The sequence below is a fragment of the Streptococcus sp. S5 genome (assembly GCF_034134805.1).
Classification (GTDB): Bacteria; Bacillota; Bacilli; order Lactobacillales; family Streptococcaceae; genus Streptococcus; species Streptococcus lingualis.
Genome location: NZ_CP139419.1, coordinates 1,743,997 through 1,768,220, shown reverse-complemented (window position 1 = coordinate 1,768,220; position 24,224 = coordinate 1,743,997). Strand labels below are relative to the sequence as shown.

The window sequence follows — 24,224 nt, the reverse complement described above, 5'->3', positions numbered from 1 at the left end:
GAGATTCTATATGGTTAAAAAAATTATTTTAATGTTTTTGAGCTTATTGACGGTAACAGTGATTGGGATTGGGGCTTATGGCCTTACCATCCTAAACCAAACGACTGGGACTCTCAGTAAGACCTATAAAGGCTTTGGAAATGAGACCAATGTCATTGCAGAAAACAAGCCGATGACCATCCTTTTGATGGGGGTTGATACAGGTAGCGGTTCTCGGGAAGATCCTTGGGCCGGAAATAGTGATACTATGATTTTGGTGACTGTTAATCCTCAAACAAAAGAAACAACCATGACTAGCTTGGAAAGAGATATCCTAACCAATATTACTTCAGATGGCGAAACGGTCCAAGCAAAATTGAATTCGGCTTATGCTCAAGGTGGTGCCAAGTTAGCCATTAAGACCATTCAAGATCTTTTGAATATCCATATTGACCGCTATGTCATGATCAATATGAAGGGGCTGGTTCAATTAGTGGATAAGGTTGGTGGCATCACAGTCAACAATCCATTTGACTTCGATATCTCGATCGAGGAAAATGAGCCAGAATATACGGCTAAGATCGCACCAGGACGTCAGGAGATTAATGGGGACCAAGCTCTCGTTTATTCACGCATGCGCTACCAAGACCCAGAAGGAGACTACGGACGTCAAAAACGCCAACGTGAAGTGATCAAAAAGATTGTTGAGAAAGTTTTAAGCCTCAATAGTTTGAGTCACTACAAAGGAATCATTGAGTCTGTTAGCGATAATATGCAAACCAACATAGCGCTTGACAGTAATAGCCTTCTTCAATTGCTAGGATATAAAGATGCCCTTTCAACGATTCATCAGTACCAGCTGAAAGGAGAAGATGCCACCTTAGCAGATGGCGGAAGTTATCAGATTGTCACTTCAAAACATATCTTGAAAATTCAAAATATCATCCGTAAAGCTTTGGGACTAAAAGAAATCAAAACATTGAAAACCAATGCTTACCTATTAGATGGAGATGAAGAGTTGAAGAATGCTTCTTCTCAAAATGATACGCCAGCGGCATCATCTGAGGAAGCGCCTGTTTACCAAGAGTTTAACCAACTACCAGTTGTACCATCGACCCAGGATACGGGAGTGGTGACGCCTCAAAGTTCTGTTGCACCAGTGACACCAGTTGCTCCTGCAGCTACAGAGTCGAGCAGTGTGACACCTACGGTACCTTCAGAATAAGAAAAAAACGATTGAGTTTTCTCAATCGTTTTTACTTGGTTGCCAGATGTCTTGAATTTCTTTTAGAGAGGCTGTTGCTTGTTGACTAAATAATTTGGTCTTGTATTGGAAATCCGTTACCAATTCTTGAAGATTGGTCTGTTGGGCTTGGATAATATCCAGATTGCGTTGGATTTTTGCTAGGTTATCTTGAATTCCCTTAACCAATTGGCTGGATTCAGTTACCTCTGTTTTGATTTCTTTGCGGTTTTTAACCAGGTGGTAGCTAATGCTAGCTCCTGTTGCAAACCAAAAGAGATTTTTGAGTTTCATATGGCCTCCTTTTTAACTGTTTTTGATGGTTTCTGCGAGAACTGCTAGTTGTTCAAAATTAGGCTCGTGTTCAGTAAAAGAAATGGCAAGCTCATCTTGATCGGAATAGCGAGGGATAATGTGGACATGTGTGTGAAATACGGTTTGTCCAGAAACTTCTTCCATGTTGCTGATGATATTCATTCCCTTAGCTTGGGTAGCAGCTTCTACTTTTTTAGCAACTTTAGAAACACGTGCAAATAGTTGAGCTGTGGCGGTTTCGTCCATCTCTAAGAGGTTGCGAGCGTGTTTTTTTGGAACCACTAACGTATGACCTGGTGTAACCTGAGAGATGTCCAAAAATGCGAGGACTTCCTCGTCCTCATAGACTTTGGAGGAAGGAATGTCGCCAGCTATAATCTTACAAAAAATACAATCGTCAACCATAAATACACCTCATTTAGACTAAATTTTGTTATAATATAAGAACATTATACCAGAAATCGGAGAAAATATGTTAGAAATCAACAAGTTGACAGGGGGCTATGTCAACATCCCTGTCCTGAAAGAGGTGAGTTTTTCAGTTCCGGATGGCCAACTGATTGGTTTGATTGGACTTAATGGAGCTGGGAAGTCAACCACGATTAATGAAATTATTGGTCTCCTGCATCCTTATGCTGGTGAAGTACGGATTGACGGCTTGAGTCTGCCAGAAGCTCCAACGGAATACCGCAAGAAAATTGGTTATATTCCAGAAACCCCTAGTCTATATGAAGAATTAACCTTGAGAGAGCATATCGAGACCGTAGCTATGGCCTATGATTTAGACATGGAGCAGGTCATGGTGCGCGTCCAGCCTTTGTTGGAACGATTTCGTTTGGCTGAAAAATTAGATTGGTTCCCGACCCAGTTTTCAAAAGGGATGAAGCAAAAGGTCATGATTATTTGCGCCTATGCAGTGGATCCAAGTCTTTATATTGTCGATGAACCCTTTTTGGGATTGGATCCTGTTGCGATTGCAGATTTGATTCAGTTATTGGCAGATGAGAAAGCAAAAGGAAAATCGATTTTGATGAGTACCCACGTTCTGGATTCGGCTGAAAAGATGTGTGATGGTTTTGTGATCCTCCATAAGGGTCAGGTCCGAGCAAAAGGGACCTTGGACGAGCTGCGTTCAACTTTTGGGGATGAGAAAGCAAGTCTAAATGATATCTACATGACCTTGACAGAAGAGGAAACAGCATGAAAGAGTTGATGAAAAAACGGCAAGAAACGTTTCGAACTCAATGTGTAAAATATAGCCGCTATGTTCTCAATGATCATTTCGTTCTCTTTATGTTGATTTTCATAGGATTTTTGGCGGTTCAATACAGCCAATTCTTGCAAGATCTACCCAAAGATACAAGCCTGATCCGCTGGAGTCTCATGATTGGCTTGCTCCTCTTGGTTCCGATTGGCTCCATTGCGACCTACTTAGAGAAGCCCGATGCTTTATTCCTTTTGGTAAAGGAAGAGGAAGTGAAACGTTATGTCAAAGGGCAGGCCAAGAAGTCTTTTGTGTTTTGGTTTTTGATTCAAAGTTTTGTCCTTCTATTATTTGTGCCTCTTCTTCTGGCAACAGGGCTGGATAAACTTGCTATTGTAGCTTATATCCTTGTCTTAGGGGTGGCTAAAGGGGCTGTTTTTAGCTGGAAGGAAGCGCGTTTCTACCAGGATGAAAATTTAAATTGGCCCTTGGCTATTGCTCGTGAGAATGCAAGGAAACAATTGATTCTTCGCTTCTTTGCCTTGTTTACAACGGTGAAAGGTATTACTAACAGTGTCAAAAGAAGAGCGTACTTGGATGGTTTCTTAGGGCTTCTTCCCAAAACACATGGCAATACGTGGCTGCACTTATATATGCGCTCCTTCCTACGGAATGGAGATCTTTTCTCTATGACTCTACGACTCTTGGCTCTTTCCATTCTCGCTATCATCTTTATTCCCCAGCCTCTCGTAGTGATTGCCCTTGTAGCCTTGCTCAATTACTTGGTTATTTTTCAATTACTGGGGCTTTACAGTGCTTTTGATTACCAACCCTTGACCCTCCTTTTCCCGATGAAAAAGGGCAGTAAAAAGGCAGGGTTGAACAAAACGATTCAGCTGGTCATGGGGATGATAACGGTGATAGAAGGAGGAATTGGCCTGGTCTTTATTTCAGATAAAGTCCTGTTGTTAGGCCTACTGGCTTATACAGTTGCTTTAATCCTACTCTATCTTCCATTTAAGATGGCGCGCTTGGTTGACGAAAGTCGTTAAAATTAGTAAAATAGATTGGAAACTTTTTACGGAGGAAAAGATGGACTCGAATGAAAAAGAGCTAAGCCTCACCCCAATTCCTGGGAAGAGTGGGAAGGCCTACATGGGGACCTACCCAGATGGTGGGCGCGTTTTTGTAAAAATGAATACGACCCCAATCCTTGCGGGTCTAGCAAAAGAACAGATTGCTCCTCAATTGTTATGGAGTCGACGCTTGCCAGATGGAAATGTGATGAGTGCCCAAGAATGGTTGAATGGGGAAATTCTCACGCCAAATGGGATGTCGAAAAAACAAGTCGTCAATATTTTAACGAGATTGCACCGTTCTAGACCTTTGATGACTCAATTAAAAAAACTTGGCTATCCTGTGGAATCTCCATTAGAATTGCTCAATTCTTGGAGTAACCGGTTGCCAATTGCCCTACGTCAGAACCACTATATCCAATCAGTCGTAAAGAATTTACGTAAGACAGTGCCTGCCTTTCGGGAGGATTATGCGACGATCGTCCACGGGGATGTTCGTCATAGTAACTGGATTGAGACAGAGAGCGGCTTGATTTATCTAGTCGACTGGGACTCTGTTCGTTTGACAGACCGGATGTTGGATGTGGCGCATATCTTGAGTCACTATATCCCAGATTCTAATTGGCGCGATTGGTTAGGCTATTATGGCTACAAGTACAATCAAAAAGTATTTGATAAACTCTATTGGTTTGGTCAATACTCTTTCTTGTGCCAAATTGCTAAATACTATGAAAATAATGATTTAGAAAATGTCAATCGCGAGATCTATGCTCTGCGCAATTTCCGGTTGAAATATGGAAAGGAAATATGAGAGTTAGAAATCGCAAGGGAGCGACTGAATTATTAGAAGCGAACCCGCAATATGTGGTCCTAAATCCAGAAGATGCCAAGGGAAAGTGGCATGAGATTTTTGGGAATGACCATCCTATTCATATCGAAGTGGGTAGCGGAAAAGGGGCCTTTATTACTGGGATGGCTAAGGCCAATCCAGAGATCAACTACATTGGAATTGATATTCAAAAATCGGTCTTGAGTTATGCTTTAGATAAGGTCTTAGAAGCTGATGTTCCTAACATTAAATTGCTTTGGGTAGACGGAGATAGCTTGACCAACTATTTTGAAGATGGGGAAATTGATCAACTCTATCTGAATTTTTCAGATCCTTGGCCTAAGAAACGTCATGAGAAGCGTCGTTTGACCTACAAGACCTTCCTGGATACCTTCAAGCAAATTCTTCCAGAACATGGGGAGATTCACTTTAAAACAGATAATCGAGGTCTGTTTGAATACAGTTTGGTGAGCTTTTCGCAATATGGGATGACTTTGAAGGGAGTCTGGCTAGACCTTCATGCTAGTGATTTTGAGGGGAATGTCATGACGGAATATGAGAAGAAGTTCTCAAGTAAAGGTCAGGTCATTTACCGTGTAGAAGCACAGTTTTAGCATATTCCTTGCAATCATTGGGGAATCGTGTTATAATACATTAAATGAATAGAAAAGGAGAGGCGGGGAAATATCTTCGCCTCTTATCTATGAGGAGGTGGCAACCATCGCAACGATTGTTGACTTAGTAACAGAAGTGATTCAGCCAGCCATCAAGGAACCATTTGAATTGGTCGATGTTGAATATGGCAAAATGGGTGGTGACTACGTCTTAAGCATTTTCGTAGACAAACCAGAAGGGATCACACTGAATGATACAGCGGATTTGACAGAAATCATTAGCCCGCTATTGGATCAAATTAAACCAGACCCATTTCCAGAACAGTACTTTTTAGAAGTTACCAGTCCTGGCTTGGAGAGACCTTTGAAAACCAAGGAAGCACTCGAGGGAGCTGTTGGCAAGTATGTCAATATCAGCTTGTATAAGGCTGTTGAAAAGCAAAAGGTCTTTGAGGGGAACTTGGTAGGTTTTGAAGAGGATGTTTTGACCATTGAGTATATGGATAAAACACGAAAGAAAACTGTAGAAATTCCTTATAACCTTGTGTCCAAAGCAAGGTTGGCTGTAAAATTGTAACAGAATGAAAGAAAGGATGCCTTTATAGTAGAGGCAAGAAAAACATGAGTAAAGAAATGCTAGAAGCCTTCCGCATTTTGGAAGAAGACAAAGGGATCAAAAAAGAAGATATCATCGAAGCCGTCACAGAATCATTGCGTTCAGCTTATCGCCGTCGTTATGGACAATCAGAAAGTGCAGCGATTGAATTCAATGAAAAAACTGGAGATTTCCGTGTTTATACGGTTCGTGAAGTGGTGGATGAAGTCTTTGATAGCCGTTTAGAAATCAGCTTGAAGGATGCCTTGGCCATTAGCTCTGCTTATGAGTTGGGGGATAAGATCAAGTTTGAAGAAGCACCAGCTGAATTTGGTCGTGTAGCAGGTCAATCTGCTAAACAAACGATCATGGAAAAAATGCGTAAGCAAACGCGCACCATCACCTATAACACTTATAAAGAACATGAAAATGAAATCATGAGTGGAACGGTGGAGCGCTTTGACAATCGATTTATCTATGTCAATCTTGGTTCGATCGAAGCTCAATTGTCTAAGCAAGACCAAATTCCAGGAGAAGTCTTCCAATCCCATGACCGGATCGAAGTTTTTGTTTACAAGGTAGAAGATAACCCTCGTGGTGTCAATGTCTTTGTTAGCCGAAGCCATCCTGAAATGATCAAACGTTTGATGGAACAAGAAATTCCTGAAGTCTATGATGGAACTGTTGAGATTATGAGTGTAGCGCGTGAAGCTGGAGATCGTACAAAAGTTGCGGTTCGTAGCCATAATTCAAACGTAGATGCGATTGGGACTATCGTTGGTCGTGGTGGATCGAATATTAAAAAGATTACCAGCAAGTTCCACCCAGCTCGATACGATCAAAAATTAGACCGTATGGTTCCGACAGAAGAAAACATCGATGTCATCGAGTGGGTTCCAGATCCAGCTGAATTCATCTATAATGCGATCGCTCCTGCAGAAGTGGACCAAGTTATTTTTGATGATGAAGATAGCAAACATGCTCTCGTTGTGGTTCCAGACAACAAATTATCTCTTGCCATTGGTCGTCGTGGTCAAAACGTTCGTTTGGCAGCTCATTTGACTGGTTACCGCATTGATATCAAATCTGCTAGTGAGTTCGAAGAAATGGAAGCAGCTCAAGAAACTTTTGAAGACCAAGTAGAAAGTGGCGAAGAGCAAGTCGATTAAGAGAGGGAGGGAAAATGGTAAAAACAAGAAAAATCCCTTTAAGAAAATCTGTCGTTTCAAATGAAATTATTGATAAGCGCGATTTGCTCCGCATTGTCAAAAATAAAGAAGGACAAGTCTTTATCGATCCAACTGGCAAAGCCAATGGTCGAGGCGCTTACATCAAGCTAGACAATGAAGAAGCGGCACTTGCTAAGAAAAAGAAAGTTTTTAATCGTAGCTTTAATATGGAAGTGGAAGAAGCTTTCTATGATGAATTGATCGCTTATGTAGATCATAAGGTGAAGAGAAGAGAGTTAGGCCTTGAATAAGCAAAAGATAAGTAATTTGTTGGGCTTGGCGCAAAGAGCAGGAAAACTCATTTCTGGAGAAGAACTCGTGATCAAAGCAATCCAGGAAGAAAAAGCAAAATTAGTTTTTCTGGCGAATGATGCAGCTAGTAACCTGACAAAAAAGGTGACAGATAAGGGTCACTATTATGAGGTTCAAGTATCTACCGTGTTTTCAACACTAGAATTAAGCACTGCAATTGGACGTGCCCGTAAGGTCGTCGCTGTTGTAGATGCTGGATTTTCAAAGAAAATGAGGTCTCTTATGGAATAGAAGAGGAGGACAGCAATTGTCTAAGAAAAGATTATACGAAATTGCCAAAGAATTGGGCAAGGAAAGTAAGGAAGTCGTCACTCGTGCGAAAGAATTAGGTTTTGACGTCAAGAGTCATGCATCTAGTGTCGATACTGATGTTGCTGAAAAGTTGATCAAGAGCTTTGCAGCGAAAAAAGAAACAGTCGAAAAGAAAGTAGCAGAAGTGGCTGCCAAGGCAACGGCTGTCGCAGAGAAAAAAGAAGCAGCGCCCGTCAAAAAAGAAGGAGCAACTGAGACAAAATCAGTAACGCCAGCTGCTAAACCAAAGAGTCGGAACTTTAAAGCGGAACGAGAAGCGCGTGCAAAAGAGCAGGCTGAACGTAGGAAACAACAAGACAATCGTCCAAAACGCGATCGCAAAGACAATCAGCGTTATGGTGACAACCGAAATCAACGACCACAAGAGCGAAATGAACAACGAAATCAAGGTTCTGAGCGTCGCAATAACCGACCAGATCAAAGACGTAGTGCACAACCCCAAGTGGCACCAAAAGTTGATTTCAAAGCGCGTGCAGCGGCACTGAAAGCTGAACAAAATGCTGAATACGCACGTGGAAGTGAAGATCGCTACAAACAACAAGCTGTAAAAGCAGAACAAGAACGTCAACAGCGCCGGAAACGGGTAGAAGCACCAGAAGTTAAAGCACCTGTACAGGAGCCAGCTGTTGAGAACCATACAAAACCAGCTGTTGCTGCTGCTCCAGCTCAAGTCGATACACGTCGGAAGAAACAAGCGCGACCAGATAAGAAACGCGATGATTTTGATCGTGAAGAAGATGGTCCAAGAAAACAACAAAGGAATCGAAATAGTCAAAATCAAGTGAGAAATCAGAGAAATAGTAACTGGAATAACAATAAGAAAAATAAAAAAGGAAAGAACAACCGTAATGATGCTCCAAAACCAGTAACAGAGCGTAAATTCCATGAATTACCAAGTGAATTTGAGTATACGGATGGAATGACGGTTGCAGAAATCGCAAAACGCATCAAGCGTGAACCGGCTGAAATCGTTAAGAAGCTCTTTATGATGGGAGTCATGGCGACTCAAAACCAATCGCTGGATGGAGATACGATTGAACTCTTGATGGTGGATTATGGAATTGAAGCCAAGAAAAAGGTTGAAGTGGACAATGCCGATATCGAACGCTTCTTCGTTGAAGATGGTTATTTGAATCCAGATGAATTGGTAGAGCGTCCACCAGTTGTCACCATCATGGGACACGTTGACCACGGTAAAACTACCCTTTTGGATACCCTTCGTAATTCCCGTGTAGCAACAGGTGAAGCGGGAGGAATCACTCAGCACATCGGTGCCTACCAAATCGTGGAAAATGGTAAGAAGATTACCTTCTTGGATACACCTGGACACGCGGCCTTTACTTCTATGCGGGCGCGTGGTGCATCTGTTACCGATATTACCATCTTGGTTGTAGCAGCAGATGACGGGGTGATGCCACAGACCATCGAAGCCATCAACCACTCAAAAGCTGCCAATGTCCCAATCATTGTGGCTATCAACAAGATCGATAAACCAGGAGCTAATCCAGAGCGTGTCATCGGTGAATTGGCAGAGCATGGAGTTATGTCAACTGCCTGGGGTGGAGATTCTGAGTTTGTAGAGATCTCTGCCAAGTTCAACCAAAATATCGATGAACTCTTGGAAACTGTCCTTCTTGTAGCTGAAATCCAAGAACTCAAGGCAGATCCAACTGTTCGTGCCATCGGTACTGTTATCGAAGCGCGTTTGGATAAAGGAAAAGGTGCGGTGGCAACCCTCCTTGTTCAACAAGGTACCTTGAATGTCCAAGACCCAATCGTTGTCGGAAATACCTTTGGACGTGTCCGTGCCATGACCAATGACCTTGGCCGTCGTGTGAAAGTAGCTGGACCATCTACTCCGGTTTCTATCACTGGTTTGAACGAAGCCCCAATGGCGGGGGACCACTTCGCGGTTTACGAAGATGAAAAATCTGCGCGTGCAGCCGGTGAAGAACGTGCCAAACGTGCTCTTATGAAACAACGTCAAGCAACCAACCGCGTCAGCCTTGAAAATCTCTTTGATACCTTGAAGGCTGGGGAAGTGAAATCTGTTAATGTCATCATTAAAGCCGATGTACAAGGTTCGGTTGAAGCCCTTGCTGCTTCCCTTCAAAAGATTGAAGTGGAAGGTGTGAAAGTGACCATCGTTCACTCAGCAGTTGGTGCCATCAACGAATCAGACGTGACCCTTGCAGAAGCTTCAAATGCCTTCATCATCGGATTTAACGTCCGTCCTACTCCACAAGCACGTCAACAAGCTGAAGCTGACGAGGTGGAAATCCGTCTTCACTCAATCATCTACAAAGTGATTGAAGAAATGGAAGATGCCATGAAAGGTATGTTGGATCCTGAGTTCGAAGAGAAAGTCATCGGGGAAGCAGTTATTCGTGAAACCTTTAAGGTCTCTAAAGTGGGTACCATTGGTGGATTTATGGTCCTTAGTGGTAAGGTTACACGTGATTCCAAAGTCCGTGTCATTCGTGACGGTGTCGTGATCTATGACGGAGCTCTTGCAAGCTTGAAACACTTCAAAGATGATGTCAAAGAGATCACAAATGGTCGTGAAGGTGGATTGATGATTGAAGGCTACAATGATATCAAGACAGACGATACCATTGAAGCCTACATCATGGAAGAAATTAAAAAATAAGAGGCTGACTAGGAAAAAAGAGGAATTTTCTCTGATTTCCTAGTTTTTAAACACAAAGCAGAAAGGAGTTCCTATGGCAAGTCATTTTCGGACAGATCGAGTAGGGATGGAAATCAAGCGTGAAGTCAATGAGATTTTACAAAAGAAAGTCCGTGACCCGCGTGTTCAAGGCGTTACTATTACGGATGTTCAAATGCTAGGTGATTTGTCTATGGCCAAAGTGTATTATTCAATTATGAGTGATTTGGCTTCAGACAATCAAAAGGCTCAGACAGGCCTTGAAAAAGCAACAGGAACCATCAAGCGTGAATTAGGTCGGAATTTGAAACTGTACAAGATTCCGGATCTTACTTTTGTCAAAGACGAGTCTATCGAATACGGTAACAAGATCGATGAGATGTTACGCAATTTGAACAAAGACTAGAGAGGTTGGAAATTTTCCACGCCCAGATTGAAAGACAAAGTCTTCTTAGAAACTTTCCTTAGGTGAGTACGGACGTCAGCGAACTTCTTCGAAGTTCCATGACTAATTATTGAGCCTAAGGTCTCAATAATTCCGAGTACCTGAAACTATTAAGTTTCAGGTACTTTTCTCACGACGAAAAGTTTCAGTAGATGATTGAATCACTCTAACGAGTAACATTTCTTTTTATAGAATTTATTAGATTTATAAAAAAGAATAGTTTGTCTACAGTCTCGGGTTGGAAATTTTCCACCCTCTTTTTTTGGCTCTTAAAACGAGGAAAATAAAACAGAAGGAAAAACGGTTTCAAAAAATAATAGAAATTTACAGAAATCTCTTGTGTGATTGGAAATTATCCTTTACAATAGGAGAGGAGTTTTATTTCTGATCTCAAATTTGGAGGAATGAACATGTCGATTAACTGGCAGGAAATTGTATTTAACTTTTTGGGAGGCCTGGGGCTCTTTCTCTATAGTATTAAAACCATGGGAGAAGGCTTGCAACAGGCTGCAGGAGATCGACTTCGATACTATATTGATAAATATACGAGTAATCCCTTTCTAGGGGTTCTAGTAGGGATTGGGATGACTGCCTTGATTCAGTCGAGTTCAGGGGTTACAGTGATTACGGTCGGTCTGGTGAGTGCAGGACTTCTAACCCTCCGTCAAGCTATTGGTATTGTTATGGGGGCCAATATTGGAACGACTATTACCTCCTTTATCATTGGTTTTAAATTAGGAGACTACGCTCTTCCCATGCTCTTTATCGGAGCGGTTTGTCTCTTCTTTACCAAAAATCGTTTGGTTAATAATGTTGGACGAATCGTTTTTGGTGTCGGTGGTATCTTCTTTGCCCTCAACTTGATGAGTGGGGCTATGGAACCTCTTAAAGATTTGCAAGTCTTTCGTGACTATATGGTGCAGTTAAGTAAAAGTCCTATCTTGGGTGTCTTTGTTGGATCAGGCTTAACACTTTTGATTCAGGCCTCTTCTGCAACCATTGGTATCTTGCAAAATCTCTATGCTAGTCATTTGATTGACCTGAAAGGAGCCCTCCCAGTTCTCTTTGGTGATAATATCGGAACGACCATTACAGCTATCATTGCTTCCTTGGGAGCTAATATTGCGGCCAAACGTGTGGCAGGTGCCCATGTAGCCTTTAATGTTATCGGAACCATTATCTGTCTTGTCTTCCTTGTTCCGTTTACCTCTTTGATTCAATGGTTTGAAACGACTCTTCATTTATCCCCAGAAATGACCATAGCCTTTGCTCACGGAACCTTTAATATAACCAATACCATCATCCAGTTCCCATTCATTGGAGCTTTGGCATACTTTGTGACCAAGCTGATTCCTGGTGAGGATGAGGTTGTCAAATATGAACCGCTCTACTTGGATGAAAACTTGATCACCCAAGCGCCTTCGATTGCTCTTGGAAATGCGAAAAAAGAGTTGCTTCATTTAGGTGGATATGCAGACAAAGCTTTTAATCTTTCTTATGATTATATTGTTCATCAAAATGAGAAAACAGCTGAAAAGGGTCATAAGACAGAAGAAGCCATCAATACCATTGATGATGATTTGACTCGCTACCTGATTCGTTTGTCAAGTGAAGCCTTGAGTCCGAGAGAAAGTGAAGTTCTCACCAATATCTTGGATTCTTCACGGGATTTGGAGCGGATTGGAGATCACGCGGAAGCCTTGATCAATCTGACCGATTATTTAATTCGTAAGAAAGTGGTCTTTTCAGAAGCGGCCTTGGCTGAATTGGAAGATATTTACAACCAAACCCATCAATTTGTAGAGGATGCCTTAAAAGCTGTTGAGAACAATGATGTGAGTCTTGCAAACCAATTGGTAGCACGTCACGAGGCAATTGAAAAGTTGGAGAAAAGACTTCGGAAAACCCATATTCGTCGTTTGAACCAAGGCGAATGTACACCTCAAGCCGGAGTAAACTTTATTGATATCATTTCTCACTATACACGTGTTGCAGACCATGCCATGAATCTCGCTGAAAAAGTACAAATCGAGCAAATTTAAGGAACGTCAAACAGAGTAAGTAGGAAGCTTACTCTGTTTTTTGTTGGATTCTATTCAAAAATAGGTCTAGACCATTTACAAATGGAAGTGAAAGCGTTATAATATGTATGAATATAAATGGAACACAGTTCCTACAATGGAAAGGACGATTTTATGTCTACATATATTAAAGCAGATCAATTTTATTATCCACATGGGGTTCGCCGCGGAGGCTATTTGGAGCTTGTTGATGGCAAGTTTGGAAAACATGTGGAAAGCTTACCAGAAGGTGCGGATGTGCTGGATTATTCTGGTTACAGCATTGCGCCTGGCCTCGTAGATACCCATATTCACGGATTTGGTGGGGTAGATGTGATGGATAATAATATCGAAGGCACTCTCCATACCATGAGTGAAGGGCTCTTGAGTACAGGGGTTACGAGCTTTTTGCCTACGACCCTTACTTCCTCTTACGAACAACTTTTGGCAGTAACTGAAAATATCGGTGCACGATACAAAGAAGCAACAGGAGCTAAGATTCGCGGGATTTATTTTGAAGGACCTTATTTTACAGAAAAATACAAGGGAGCTCAAAACCCATCTTATATGAAGGATCCAAGTATGGAAGAATTCCGGGCTTGGCAAAAAGCTGCCAATGGTCTGTTGAATAAGATTGCCCTTGCTCCCGAGCGTGAAGGGGTAGAAGAATTTGTTCGGACCATTACAGGAGAAGGGGTGACTGTCGCTCTGGGACACTCTAATGCTACTTTTGAAGAAGCTAAAAAAGCGGTTGATGCAGGTGCGAGTGTCTGGGTGCATGCCTACAATGGTATGCGTGGTTTGACGCACCGTGAACTCGGTATGGTTGGTGCCATGTATGAGTTGCCTCATACTACAGCAGAGTTGATCTGTGATGGCCATCACGTGGATCCACTAGCGTGTGATATCCTGATGAAACAAAAAGGAAAAGAAAATGTTGCCTTGATTACGGACTGTATGACAGCTGGGGGCTTAGAAGACGGGGACTACATGCTTGGGGAATTCCCGGTTGTGGTCGCTGAAGGGACGGCTCGCTTGAAATCAACTGGTAATCTAGCTGGCTCAATCTTGAAATTGAAAGATGGATTAAAAAATGTTGTAGAGTGGGGGATTGCTAACCCTCACGAAGCAGTGATGATGGCCAGCCTCAATCCGGCAAAATCAGTCCATATTGATGATGTTTGTGGTCAAATTCGAGAAGGATATGACGCGGACTTCATCGTGCTTGATCAAAATTTGGATCTGGTTGCGACCTATCTCGATGGGGTCAAACGTTACCAAGCTACCAATTAGATTCAAGAATCGAAGATAGAATACTCCCTCTCTAGGTCATACCTAGAGAGGTTTTTGTGACGTATTCAAGGGGTTAAACAGTCTTGAGTGGCTTTTTGTTTACCGATGGTAGTGCAATTTTGTGAATGCTGTCTTTTCATGCTATAATGGGAATTGAAATGTGAGGTAGCTTATGAAGGCAATTGATATACGTTTTTTATTGATGGGAATTTTTTTCTTGCTCTATGGGATTGTAAGAAAAAATATCTTTATTGTAATCGTTGGTGGGTCATTTTTACTCTATAGTTTTTATAGCAAGAAGATGGAGCCAACCAAGAAGAATATTTTTAAGCCAGAGCTCAAGCTTCGAGGGCCTAAGAAACCAAAATCGAAGAAAGGAAAGAAAAAATGAATCATTATCGTTTAAATAATGGGGTGGAGATTCCTGTATTGGGATTTGGTACATGGAAAGCAGCGGATGGAGAAGAAGCCTATCAAGCTGTTTTAGCTGCTTTAAAAGCAGGTTATCGCCATATCGATACAGCTGCGATTTATCAGAATGAAGAGAGTGTGGGTCGGGCCATTAAAGACAGTGGTCTTGCGCGCGAAGACCTGTTTATTACCACCAAACTTTGGAATACTCATCACACCTATGAAGATGCTCAAGCTGCTTTGAAAGAGTCTCTTGAAAAACTAGGCTTGGACTATGTGGACCTTTATTTGATTCATTGGCCAAATCCAAAACCTCTTCGAGAAAATGATGCTTGGAAACAACGAAATGCTGAGGTTTGGCGAGCAATGGAAGATATGCTAGCTACTGGCAAGGTTCGAGCTATTGGTATTAGCAATTTTCTGCCTCATCATTTGGAAGCCCTCCTTGAAACAGCTCGGGTCATTCCGTCTGTGAACCAAATTCGTCTAGCACCTGGGGTTTACCAAAGCGAAGCCATTGCAGCGAGTCGTAAGCATGGCATTTTACTAGAGGCTTGGGGACCTTTTGGCCAAGGAGAATTGTTCCAAAATGAACAAGTAAAAGAAATGGCTACTAAATATGGAAAGACGGTCGCTCAACTAGCCTTGGCTTGGAGTTTGCAAGAAGGTTTCCTTCCACTGCCAAAATCGGTTACACCTGAGCGGATTGCGAGTAATTTAAATTGCTTTGATTTTGAATTGACGGCAGATGATATGGAACTCCTTCGCCATCTTCCGGTTGAAGCAGGTGCACCAGATCCAGACACCAAAGATTTTTAAGAAAGAATATCTATTCATTAATGAAAACCGAGGACAGTTTCGTTCTCGGTTTTTAAAATCCTTTCAATGATTAAATAATTTTAAAACTCTAATAAAAACAGATGTTCTATAATACCTTCCCATACTAATTTACATTTTTCCGAACGAAAATAAATTAATAGTTAGTAACATTCGTGAATGTTACATTTGTGTTACAATTTGTTTTTTGAATGAATTTTCAGATAATTTTGCGTTATAATAGTTACTATTAAAATAAAAGGGGAGTTTCTATGAATAGACAAGAACGTTTTTCATTAAGAAAATACAAATTTGGTGTAGCCTCAGTTTTATTAGGGGCTGTTTTGGTATTTGGATCTGCACAAGCGAGTGCTGAAGAACAAGCGGCCAGCCAAACGAGTGCTGGAACACAGCTTGTAGCCACTACTCAACAGGCACCTGCTGAAGAAGAGCATTCACAAGCAACAGAAGCAAGTACAGCAGTTGCTAGTGAGAAAGTAGAAGTTGCAAAAGAAGCAACAGTTGCTGCAAAGACAACGAATGCAACAGAAGCAGCTCTTGTTGAAAAAACAGAAGCTCCGAAAGAGGCAGCTACTGTTCCAGAAACAAAACCGGAAGTAGCGGAAAAACCTGTAGAAAAAGCAACAGCAGTGGCTACTGCGACAAGTTCAGAAACAACGAATCGCCATGAGGCAGCTGAAAAACCTCAAAGCATCGAAAGTGACGAAATTATTACTGTTCCCCAAACCTGGAAGCAAGGTTATAAAGGGGAAGGGATGGTTGTCGCCGTCATCGACTCTGGTTTGGATGTGAACCACGAGGTTCTTCGGATTACCGATCCTTCAAAAGCTAAGTTTAAAAACCAAGGAGAAATAGAAGCTGCTAAGAAAGCAGCAGGAATTGATTATGGTAAATGGTACAACGACAAGGTTGTCTATGCCTATGACTACTTTGATGGTACCGACAATATCAAAGAGGCCGAAAGAGATTCTCATGGGATGCACGTTACAGGGATTGCAACAGGGAATCCTGATAAAGCAGCAGGAAACGGAGAAAAGATCTATGGTGTAGCACCAGAAGCGCAAGTTATGTTTATGCGTGTCTTCTCAGATCGCCAAAAAACAACGGGATCTGCTCTTTATGTAAAAGCAATTGATGATGCTGTAGCTCTTGGTGCAGATACTATCAACATGAGTCTTGGTTCTACGACTGGTTCTACGGTCAATGCGGATTCAGATATTGTGGATGCCATTAAACGGGCGCGCGCTAAAGGCGTATCTGTCTTAATTTCTGCAGGAAATAGCAATAGCTTTGGAAATGGTTACTCAAGACCTTCTGCTGAAAATCCAGATTATGGTTTGGTCGGAAATCCTTCAACAGTAGAGGACTCCATCTCTGTTGCTTCTATCAATAATAATGTTATTACGACAGAAGTGTTTGAAGTCAAAGGCCTTGAAGGCAATGCGGAAGCGGATAACGGTAAGTTTGATTACAGTAAATCTGCTGCAGACGCTGATTTTGAAAAAGGTAAAGAATATGAGTATGTATCAGTTGGTCTTGGGAAAGAAGATGATTTCAAAGATCTAGATCTTACTGGTAAATTGGCGCTTATCCAACGTGGAGAAATTCCATTTTCAGAAAAAATTGCGAATGCCCTCCATCATGGTGCAGTAGGGGCCTTGGTTTACAATAATGTAGAAGGATCGAATCTTGGAATGGCAATTGATGGAGATGCTAAGAAAATTCCATCTGTCTTCATTTCAAAACGCTATGGGGAAGCTCTGAAAGCTGGATCTTACAAAGTTGTCTTTAACAATACCATGGCCAACCGTCCATCTCCAGAAGCAGACCAATTGTCTGATTTCTCAAGCTGGGGAGTGACAACAGATGGTCAGTTGAAACCAGATGTCACAGCACCTGGTGGGAATATCTTCTCTTCTTTAAATGACAATACCTACGGGGATATGAGTGGTACTAGTATGGCCTCACCTCATGTAGCAGGTGTGGCAGCTTTGGTCAAAGAATACCTTGTGAAGAACCACCCAGAATTGACTCCAGAACAAGTTTCTGAAACTGTCAAAGCCTTGATTATGTCTACGGCTAAACCACATGTTAATAAAGAAACCGGTGTTTATACTTCTCCACGTCAACAAGGAGCAGGGGTTGTAGACACAGCTGCAGCCGTTTCAACAGACTTGTATGTGACTGGTGAAAACAACTATCCAAGCGTTACTCTTGGAAATGTTGGAGATAGCTTTACCTTTGATGTGACGGTTCACAATATTTCAGATACCGATCGTACCTTGAAAATGTTGGTGAATACTGACACAGATGAAGTGAAAGATGGTAAATTTACCCTTCGTCCACGTAAATTAACAGAAACTGCTTGGCCTGAAGTAACCGTGAAAGCGCATAGTTCTGAAACAGTTACGGTGAAAGTCGACACAAGTAAATTCACAGAAGAATTAAGCAAAGAAATGCCAAATGGCTATTTCCTTGAAGGATTTGTTCGCTTTGTAGATCCGGCAGATGATGGGGATGTGGTCAGCTTGCCGTTTATGGGATTCAAGGGAGAATTCCAAAACCTTCCAGCTGTTGAAAAACCAATCTATGATTTGGTTCGCGAAGGAAAAGATGGCTTCTACTATCATGTTCCAAAAGATTTGAATATCTCCTCTAGTGCCAATGTTTCTGCGCTTGTTACCCTTCAAAATGATCTTCTCCTCACACAAGGAAAACGAGATGGTCGTCGGATTACAGTTCTTGGTATTGAAGAAAATGCGGAAGGTACACATTCTCTTCAATTAGATGAAAATGGAAATGTTCGCATCGCTATTTCGCCAAATGAAGATGGGAATAAAGACCTCGTTGAATACAAGACAGTTGCCCTTAGAAACATTGAAAACCTTCGTGCAACAGTTTATGCAGCAAGTGATACGGAACATAAAAATCCATTGTGGGAAGGAACTCCATCTGACCATCGTAAGAACTTCTTCAACGGAGATCAAAAGAACCCACGCAGCTACACACTAGATAATACTGCTTGGAATGGTACCGATGCAAATGGGAAAGCAGTAGCAGATGGTGTATATGATTATGTCATTCGTTACACACCAATGGTTCCTGGAGCTGAGGAGCAATCAACAACCTTCAAGGTGCAAGTCGATACTCAAAAACCAGTGATCACATCTGGATATATCCGTTTCAAAGATGGGGCTCAACAGTTTGTAGCACGTAAAGCCAAAGATGTTGGCGAAGGTGGTATCTTAACTGAAAAACTCGTCTACGTGACTCCATTCGATGATAAGGGAACAATGGTCCAAACTAGTGAAGGTAAGAACGGGACACGTGCCCTTGAAAATTACCATGTCATTAAAGCGAATGCAGATGGTAGCTTCGATCTTCCTGAAAACATCGATAAGAAGAATATCTACTACTATGTAGAAGACTTTGCGGGTAACGTAGATTATGTTTCACTAGCTGATTTAGTTCGGGATCAAAATAGTGGTCGGGTTCAAATTGCAGTTCGTGACGCTAAAACGAACAAAGATTTGGATACTATGTATGTTTACCGAATCAAAGATAGCAATGGCCAATACGTATCAGTTGATAAGACAAAAGATATTAACTTCTTGAACTTTGGTCATTATACTGCAGAAATCTTTACGTATGATCGTACAGAAGTGAAATTTGTCAGCAGCTTGACACAAGAATTTGATTTGACAGAGGATAATAGTTTCCAAACGATCGCTTTCCTTGCCAATACTTTAGAATATGCACCAGTTAGCATCAGCTTTGATCAACCGGTTTCAAAAGCAGCTACGATCGTATTAAAAGGGGCAGATGGTGAAAACTTTGTCTTGCCTGCTGAAAAATATGGTAAAAATGGCTTTGGTAAATCTGTAGCAACTGGTCAATATACCTTGGTTGCAACTCTTCCTACAGGCTATGAACTAGCTGAGGAAGCACCAGTGATCTCAGTTGTCGCAGGGCGCAACAACAATTATCGTATTGGAGTGATCTCAAAAGTGGATCTCTTAGCCGCTTTGAACAACCAAGCAGATGTTGCAAAGACAGCGCAATACTTCAATGCCAGTGCGGATAAGAAGGAAGCCTATGATCAAGCCTTGCAAGCGGCCCAAGCAGCCTTGGCCAACAAGGTTAGTCAAGAGCAAGTCAACCAAGCTCTAGCTAGTCTTGAAGCTGCCAGCCAAGCTTTGGATGGGAAAGATTCAAACGTTGCGGCATTGAAAGAAGCGATGCAGGCTTACGATGCTACGACTAAAACCGGTCGTTATGCTAATGCCAAAGAAAAAGTACGTCGAGACTACGATCGTGCTTTCCAAACAGTAGCCTTGCTTGCAGTTGATCCAACTGTGAAACAAGAACAAATCAATCAAGCACTTGCAGAGCTTAGCCGTGCAGAAGGAAAATTAAACGGGAAAGCAACTGATTTTTCAATCCTTGAAAAATACATCAAGGAAGAATTGAAGTTCCAAGAAAAGAATGCAAAATTCATCTATGCTGGAAATGAAGAAAAAGAAGCTTACCTAGCAGCCTTCAAGGATGCACAAACTATCCTTTCAAATCCAGGAGCAAGCCAACAAGATGTGAAAGATGCTTTGACAGCCTTGAAGAATGCCAAGAAAAAACTTCATGGTAAAAAACCAAAAGCTGCAAGACGTCCATAAAAAAAACAACATTGTTTGTTAGCCTAAAATCCGTATGAAACGATTGTTTCATACGGATTTTAATTTACAAGTCACTAAAAATCTGCTATAATACTAGTCAAGAAAGAAGGGCTTACGGCGTTTTTCTAGCGAGCTTGGGATAGTGAGAGCCAAGTAGAGCAAAGTAAGCAAGTGGCGCTTTCTCTCAGTAAAAAGCTGAGTAAAGTAAAATAAAATGAAGTAATAAATTAGGGTGGAACCGCGTTTCTGACGCCCCTAGGTCACAGACTTAGGAGCGAGGACACGGTTCTTTTTGTATTCTAGGTCACGGATTTAATATTAAATTAAGGAGTAAATAATGTCTAAACAACTAACCTTTCACTGAGTTAGTGACAGAGACCTCCTTACAGTCGGACTGCCACACGCTCAGCACTAGGGTGCCTGAGCTAGACGCAGTACTAACTCGTCTTGCTTCGTGTAATCAACGAGGCAGACTCGTGTCGCAAGAAATCATTTAAATCAAGGAGTATTTAATGTCTAAGAAATTAACCTTTCAAGAAATTATTTTGACTTTGCAACAATACTGGAATGACCAGGGTTGTATGCTCATGCAAGCTTATGATAATGAAAAAGGTGCGGGAACCATGAGTCCTTACACCTTCCTTCGTGCCATTGGTCCTGAGCCATGGAATGCGGCTTATGTAGAGCCATCACGTCGTCCAGCAGACGGTCGTTACGGAGAAAACCCAAACCGTCTTTACCAACACCACCAATTCCAAGTGGTCATGAAACCATCGCCATCAAACATCCAAGAGCTCTACCTTGAATCATTGGAAAAATTGGGGATCAATCCTTTGGAACACGATATCCGTTTCGTTGAAGATAACTGGGAAAACCCATCAACTGGTTCAGCTGGTCTAGGTTGGGAAGTTTGGCTGGACGGTATGGAAATCACTCAGTTCACCTACTTCCAACAAGTTGGTGGATTGGCAACTGGTCCGGTAACTTCTGAGGTCACTTACGGATTGGAACGTTTGGCTTCTTACATCCAAGAAGTAGACTCAGTTTATGATATTGAGTGGGCTCCAGGCGTTAAATACGGAGAAATCTTCCTTCAACCAGAATATGAACACTCAAAATATAGCTTTGAAGTTTCTGACCAAGATATGCTTCTTGAAAACTTCGAAAAATTTGAAAAAGAAGCAGGGCGTGCTTTGGAATTAGGCCTTGTTCACCCTGCCTATGACTACGTTTTGAAATGTTCACACACCTTCAACTTGCTTGATGCTCGTGGAGCTGTATCCGTTACAGAACGTGCCGGCTACATTGCCCGCATCCGTAACTTGGCCCGTGTCGTAGCCAAAACCTTCGTCGCAGAACGCAAGAAACTTGGTTACCCACTTCTCGACGAAGCCACACGCGCCAAACTCCTAGCAAAAGAGGAAGAATAAAAAGAGTTACAAGAATGGAAAATGGGCAAACAAAGTGAGCCCGTACGGCTACCCAGAGGCAAGTCGGAGACTTGCTAAAGGGATAGGCACCGCCGTACTGCTTGATGGGGATTTTTGAAACGTTAGTTTCAAAAATCAGTTGGCTAAATCCACTTTGATGAGACTGTTGGAAATCGATGTCAAAGAGACAGAAGATTTCCCTACAGCCTCACAAAGTTAGTTAGCGACGTCCCCGGTACCTAAGGTGCCTATCAAAAAGAAGAATTTTGTAAAGGAAAAAACATGACAAAAAACTTATTAGTAGAACTTGGACTTGAAGAGTTGCCAGCCTACGTTGTCACACCAAGTGAAAAACAACTGGGTGAGAAAATGGCAGCCTTCTTGGATGACAACCGTCTTTCATACGAAAGCATTCAAACCTTCTCAACACCACGCCGTTTGGCCGTCCGTGTGATTGGTTTAGCGGATCAACAATCTGATTTGACCGAAGATTTTAAAGGACCTTCTAAGAAAATCGCCTTGGATGCAGATGGAAACTTCTCAAAAGCGGCTCAAGGATTCGTCCGTGGGAAAGGCTTGACGGTTGATGATATCGAATTCCGTGAAGTCAAAGGTGAAGAGTACGTTTATGTCACGAAACACGAAGCTGGTAAACCTGCCAAAGAAGTCTTGGCTGGCCTTCCAGAAGTGCTTGCTTCATTGACCTTCCCTGTCAGCATGCACTGGGCTAACAACACATTTGAATACATTCGCCCAGTTCACACCTTGATCGTTCTTTTGGGCGACGAAGCGCTCGACCTTGATTTCTTGGATATCCATTCAGGTCGTGTGAGTCGTGGCCACCGTTTCCTTGGACATGAAGTGGAAATTACCAATGCGGATTCTTATGAAGAAGACCTTCGTACCGTTTACGTGATTGCGGATAGCAAAGAACGTGAAAACATGATTCGTGAGCAAATCAAAGCCATCGAAGCAGAACAAGGTGTTCAAGTCCAAATCGAAGAAGGACTTTTGAATGAAGTCTTGAACTTGGTCGAATACCCAACTGCCTTTATGGGAAGTTTTGACACTAAATATTTGGATGTTCCAGAAGAAGTTTTGGTGACCTCAATGGAAACGCACCAACGTTACTTTGTTGTACGTGACCTTGATGGTAAGCTGAAACCAAACTTCATCTCAGTTCGTAATGGGAACGCTGAGCACTTGGAAAATGTTATCCGAGGAAATGAAAAAGTATTGGTGGCGCGTCTCGAAGATGGTGAATTCTTCTGGCGTGAAGACCAAAAACTTAAGATTGAAGACCTCGTTGCTAAATTGGCCAACGTGACCTTCCATGAAAAAATTGGTTCTCTTTCAGAACACATGGCGCGTGCGGGTGTCATTGCAGCGTCACTAGCTGAGCAAGCTGGTTTGACTGCTGAAGAAACGGCAGCCGTCGCTCGTGCAGCTGAAATCTACAAATTTGACCTCTTGACGGGTATGGTCGGAGAGTTCGATGAATTGCAAGGAATCATGGGTGAAAAATACGCCCTCCTTGCTGGTGAAGATGCTGCGGTTGCGACAGCTATCCGTGAGCACTACCTTCCTGATTCAGCAGACGGAGCCCTTCCAGAGACTAAGGTTGGTGCCATTCTTGCCCTTGCAGATAAATTGGATACCCTTCTTTCCTTCTTCTCAGTTGGCTTGATTCCATCAGGTTCCAATGACCCTTATGCACTTCGTCGTGCAACACAAGGGATTGTTCGTATCTTGGATGCCTTTGGTTGGCATATCCCTATGGATGAGTTGATTGACAGCCTTTACGGTCTGTCGTTTGATAGTCTTTCTTATGACAATCAAGCAGAAGTGCTCAACTTCATCAAGGCGCGTGTGGACAAGATGATGGGACGCACACCAAAAGATATCAAAGAAGCTGTTCTTGCTGGTTCAAACTTTGTCGTGGCTGATATGCTGGAAGCAGCTGAAGCTCTTTCAGAAGCTGCGAAGATGGATGGTTACAAGGCAGCTGTTGAATCACTCTCACGTGCCTTCAACTTGGCAGAAAAAGCAGATGCTTCAGTAGCAGTCGATGCGAGTCTCTTTGAAAATGATCAAGAAAAAGCCTTGGCTCAAGCAGCAGAAAGTCTTGAATTGACAGGTTCAGCTAGCGACAAACTGGCTCAACTCTTTGCTCTTAGCCCGGTCATTGATGCTTTCTTTGACAATACCATGGTGATGGCAGAAGATGAGGCTGTTAAAAACAACCGTCTGGCCCTTCTTGCAGGTCTTGTAGCGAAAGCTAATGCTGTCGCAGCCTTTAATCAATTGAACACAAAATAATGACCTGATGACAGGTAGAAAGTAGGTTTTATTATGACACCTGAAAAAATTGCTCGGATCAATGAGCTGGCTAAAAAGAAAAAAACAGAAGGTTTGACTCCAGAAGAAACAGTGGAACAAGCAAAACTTCGTGAAGAATACATTGAAGGTTATCGTCGCTCCGTTCGTCACCACATTGAAGGGATCAAAATTGTGGATGAAGAAGGTAACGATGTAACACCTGAGAAACTACGCCAAGTGCAACGGGAAAAAGGTTTGCATGGCCGTAGTCTCGATGATCCTAATTCATAATCAAAAGAGTGCTGGAATAGACTCCAGCACTCTTTTGTATCTTTAAAATTCAGAATATTCTGGACCAGATTGACCAATTTTTAAAAACATGG

20 protein-coding genes and 2 pseudogenes are annotated in these 24,224 nt (G+C 42.2%); 20 read left to right on the top strand and 2 right to left on the bottom strand.

From position 1 onward, the window contains the following. Window positions 1-10 precede the first annotated feature (10 nt). A complete protein-coding gene (gene lytR, locus SM123_RS08545; RefSeq protein WP_049472477.1) occupies window positions 11-1,204 on the top strand; it encodes a glycopolymer--peptidoglycan transferase LytR in 1,194 nt (397 codons plus the stop codon). A 21-nt stretch (window positions 1,205-1,225) separates the two neighbouring features. Here the strand turns inward: lytR and SM123_RS08540 are convergent, their stop codons facing one another. Both SM123_RS08540 and SM123_RS08535 read right to left on the bottom strand, forming a co-directional pair. Beyond that, window positions 1,226-1,516: a hypothetical protein gene (locus SM123_RS08540; RefSeq protein ID WP_049472476.1), complete on the bottom strand. Its 291-nt coding sequence runs from the start codon at window positions 1,514-1,516 to the stop codon at window positions 1,226-1,228. A 12-nt stretch (window positions 1,517-1,528) separates the two neighbouring features. Next, on the bottom strand, window positions 1,529-1,942 hold the full coding sequence (locus SM123_RS08535) for an HIT family protein (RefSeq protein ID WP_003012582.1): 414 nt from the start codon (window positions 1,940-1,942) through the stop codon (window positions 1,529-1,531). A 67-nt stretch (window positions 1,943-2,009) separates the two neighbouring features. Here SM123_RS08535 and SM123_RS08530 point away from each other — a divergent pair, with 67 nt between their 5' ends. The 19 genes and pseudogenes from SM123_RS08530 (at window position 2,010) to SM123_RS08445 (ending at window position 24,132) form a co-directional block, all read left to right on the top strand. Beyond that, the gene (locus SM123_RS08530) at window positions 2,010-2,741 is read left to right on the top strand and encodes an ABC transporter ATP-binding protein (protein ID WP_320909432.1); all 732 of its coding nucleotides are present in this window, start codon (window positions 2,010-2,012) and stop codon (window positions 2,739-2,741) included. Continuing rightward, entirely contained in the window at window positions 2,738-3,793 is a 1,056-nt protein-coding gene (locus SM123_RS08525; protein ID WP_195327271.1) for an ABC transporter permease, read from the top strand. Before SM123_RS08530 ends, SM123_RS08525 begins: the two co-directional genes overlap by 4 nt. A 40-nt stretch (window positions 3,794-3,833) precedes the next feature. After that, window positions 3,834-4,628 (top strand): cell cycle regulator CcrZ, encoded by a 795-nt coding sequence (gene ccrZ / locus SM123_RS08520; RefSeq protein WP_003003852.1) that lies wholly within the window; start codon window positions 3,834-3,836, stop codon window positions 4,626-4,628. Continuing rightward, window positions 4,625-5,260: a tRNA (guanosine(46)-N7)-methyltransferase TrmB gene (gene trmB, locus SM123_RS08515; protein WP_024056398.1), complete on the top strand. Its 636-nt coding sequence runs from the start codon at window positions 4,625-4,627 to the stop codon at window positions 5,258-5,260. The genes ccrZ and trmB overlap by 4 nt, the downstream gene beginning before the upstream one ends. A gap of 97 nt (window positions 5,261-5,357) precedes the next feature. Beyond that, entirely contained in the window at window positions 5,358-5,837 is a 480-nt protein-coding gene (rimP, locus tag SM123_RS08510) for a ribosome maturation factor RimP (protein ID WP_021154518.1), read from the top strand. A 44-nt stretch (window positions 5,838-5,881) separates the two neighbouring features. Beyond that, on the top strand, window positions 5,882-7,024 hold the full coding sequence (gene nusA / locus SM123_RS08505; RefSeq protein WP_320909431.1) for a transcription termination factor NusA: 1,143 nt from the start codon (window positions 5,882-5,884) through the stop codon (window positions 7,022-7,024). 14 nt (window positions 7,025-7,038) lie between these two features. Then, window positions 7,039-7,335, top strand: a complete 297-nt coding sequence (rnpM, locus tag SM123_RS08500; protein ID WP_003010401.1) for an RNase P modulator RnpM — start codon at window positions 7,039-7,041, stop codon at window positions 7,333-7,335. After that, window positions 7,328-7,627, top strand: a complete 300-nt coding sequence (locus tag SM123_RS08495) for a YlxQ-related RNA-binding protein (RefSeq protein WP_003010399.1) — start codon at window positions 7,328-7,330, stop codon at window positions 7,625-7,627. Before rnpM ends, SM123_RS08495 begins: the two co-directional genes overlap by 8 nt. Window positions 7,628-7,643: 16 nt before the next feature. Next, a pseudogene (locus SM123_RS10290) lies at window positions 7,644-7,767 on the top strand (translation initiation factor IF-2 N-terminal domain-containing protein); the annotation flags it as partial. Window positions 7,768-7,862: 95 nt separating this feature from the next. Continuing rightward, window positions 7,863-10,358 (top strand): annotated as a pseudogene (infB, locus tag SM123_RS08490) (translation initiation factor IF-2); the annotation flags it as partial. Window positions 10,359-10,431: 73 nt separating this feature from the next. Beyond that, complete coding sequence (gene rbfA / locus SM123_RS08485) at window positions 10,432-10,782, top strand: 30S ribosome-binding factor RbfA (RefSeq protein WP_003003976.1); 351 nt, start codon at window positions 10,432-10,434, stop codon at window positions 10,780-10,782. A gap of 449 nt (window positions 10,783-11,231) precedes the next feature. Beyond that, window positions 11,232-12,863, top strand: a complete 1,632-nt coding sequence (locus SM123_RS08480; RefSeq protein WP_037608308.1) for a Na/Pi cotransporter family protein — start codon at window positions 11,232-11,234, stop codon at window positions 12,861-12,863. 153 nt (window positions 12,864-13,016) lie between these two features. Beyond that, the gene (gene nagA / locus SM123_RS08475) at window positions 13,017-14,174 is read left to right on the top strand and encodes an N-acetylglucosamine-6-phosphate deacetylase (protein ID WP_042760248.1); all 1,158 of its coding nucleotides are present in this window, start codon (window positions 13,017-13,019) and stop codon (window positions 14,172-14,174) included. Between the two features lie 172 nt (window positions 14,175-14,346). Next, window positions 14,347-14,565, top strand: coding sequence for a hypothetical protein (locus tag SM123_RS08470; RefSeq protein ID WP_049498094.1), 219 nt, complete (start codon window positions 14,347-14,349; stop codon window positions 14,563-14,565). Further along, window positions 14,562-15,404, top strand: a complete 843-nt coding sequence (locus SM123_RS08465) for an aldo/keto reductase (protein WP_320909429.1) — start codon at window positions 14,562-14,564, stop codon at window positions 15,402-15,404. Before SM123_RS08470 ends, SM123_RS08465 begins: the two co-directional genes overlap by 4 nt. Window positions 15,405-15,673: 269 nt before the next feature. After that, complete coding sequence (locus SM123_RS08460) at window positions 15,674-20,092, top strand: S8 family serine peptidase (protein WP_320909428.1); 4,419 nt, start codon at window positions 15,674-15,676, stop codon at window positions 20,090-20,092. Window positions 20,093-20,604: 512 nt separating this feature from the next. Further along, the gene (gene glyQ, locus SM123_RS08455) at window positions 20,605-21,522 is read left to right on the top strand and encodes a glycine--tRNA ligase subunit alpha (RefSeq protein ID WP_320909427.1); all 918 of its coding nucleotides are present in this window, start codon (window positions 20,605-20,607) and stop codon (window positions 21,520-21,522) included. Window positions 21,523-21,804: 282 nt separating this feature from the next. After that, window positions 21,805-23,841, top strand: a complete 2,037-nt coding sequence (glyS, locus tag SM123_RS08450) for a glycine--tRNA ligase subunit beta (protein WP_320909426.1) — start codon at window positions 21,805-21,807, stop codon at window positions 23,839-23,841. 33 nt (window positions 23,842-23,874) lie between these two features. After that, the gene (locus SM123_RS08445; protein WP_003010384.1) at window positions 23,875-24,132 is read left to right on the top strand and encodes a DUF896 family protein; all 258 of its coding nucleotides are present in this window, start codon (window positions 23,875-23,877) and stop codon (window positions 24,130-24,132) included. Window positions 24,133-24,224 lie beyond the last annotated feature (92 nt).

Coding starts and splice junctions, on each gene's coding strand:
- lytR (WP_049472477.1), top strand. CDS start 11: ATGGTTAAAAAAATTATTTTAATGTTTTTGAGCTTATTGACGGTAACA.
- SM123_RS08540 (WP_049472476.1), bottom strand. CDS start 1,516: ATGAAACTCAAAAATCTCTTTTGGTTTGCAACAGGAGCTAGCATTAGC.
- SM123_RS08535 (WP_003012582.1), bottom strand. CDS start 1,942: ATGGTTGACGATTGTATTTTTTGTAAGATTATAGCTGGCGACATTCCT.
- SM123_RS08530 (WP_320909432.1), top strand. CDS start 2,010: ATGTTAGAAATCAACAAGTTGACAGGGGGCTATGTCAACATCCCTGTC.
- SM123_RS08525 (WP_195327271.1), top strand. CDS start 2,738: ATGAAAGAGTTGATGAAAAAACGGCAAGAAACGTTTCGAACTCAATGT.
- ccrZ (WP_003003852.1), top strand. CDS start 3,834: ATGGACTCGAATGAAAAAGAGCTAAGCCTCACCCCAATTCCTGGGAAG.
- trmB (WP_024056398.1), top strand. CDS start 4,625: ATGAGAGTTAGAAATCGCAAGGGAGCGACTGAATTATTAGAAGCGAAC.
- nusA (WP_320909431.1), top strand. CDS start 5,882: ATGAGTAAAGAAATGCTAGAAGCCTTCCGCATTTTGGAAGAAGACAAA.
- rnpM (WP_003010401.1), top strand. CDS start 7,039: ATGGTAAAAACAAGAAAAATCCCTTTAAGAAAATCTGTCGTTTCAAAT.
- rbfA (WP_003003976.1), top strand. CDS start 10,432: ATGGCAAGTCATTTTCGGACAGATCGAGTAGGGATGGAAATCAAGCGT.
- SM123_RS08480 (WP_037608308.1), top strand. CDS start 11,232: ATGTCGATTAACTGGCAGGAAATTGTATTTAACTTTTTGGGAGGCCTG.
- nagA (WP_042760248.1), top strand. CDS start 13,017: ATGTCTACATATATTAAAGCAGATCAATTTTATTATCCACATGGGGTT.
- SM123_RS08470 (WP_049498094.1), top strand. CDS start 14,347: ATGAAGGCAATTGATATACGTTTTTTATTGATGGGAATTTTTTTCTTG.
- SM123_RS08465 (WP_320909429.1), top strand. CDS start 14,562: ATGAATCATTATCGTTTAAATAATGGGGTGGAGATTCCTGTATTGGGA.
- SM123_RS08460 (WP_320909428.1), top strand. CDS start 15,674: ATGAATAGACAAGAACGTTTTTCATTAAGAAAATACAAATTTGGTGTA.
- glyQ (WP_320909427.1), top strand. CDS start 20,605: ATGTCTAAGAAATTAACCTTTCAAGAAATTATTTTGACTTTGCAACAA.
- glyS (WP_320909426.1), top strand. CDS start 21,805: ATGACAAAAAACTTATTAGTAGAACTTGGACTTGAAGAGTTGCCAGCC.
- SM123_RS08445 (WP_003010384.1), top strand. CDS start 23,875: ATGACACCTGAAAAAATTGCTCGGATCAATGAGCTGGCTAAAAAGAAA.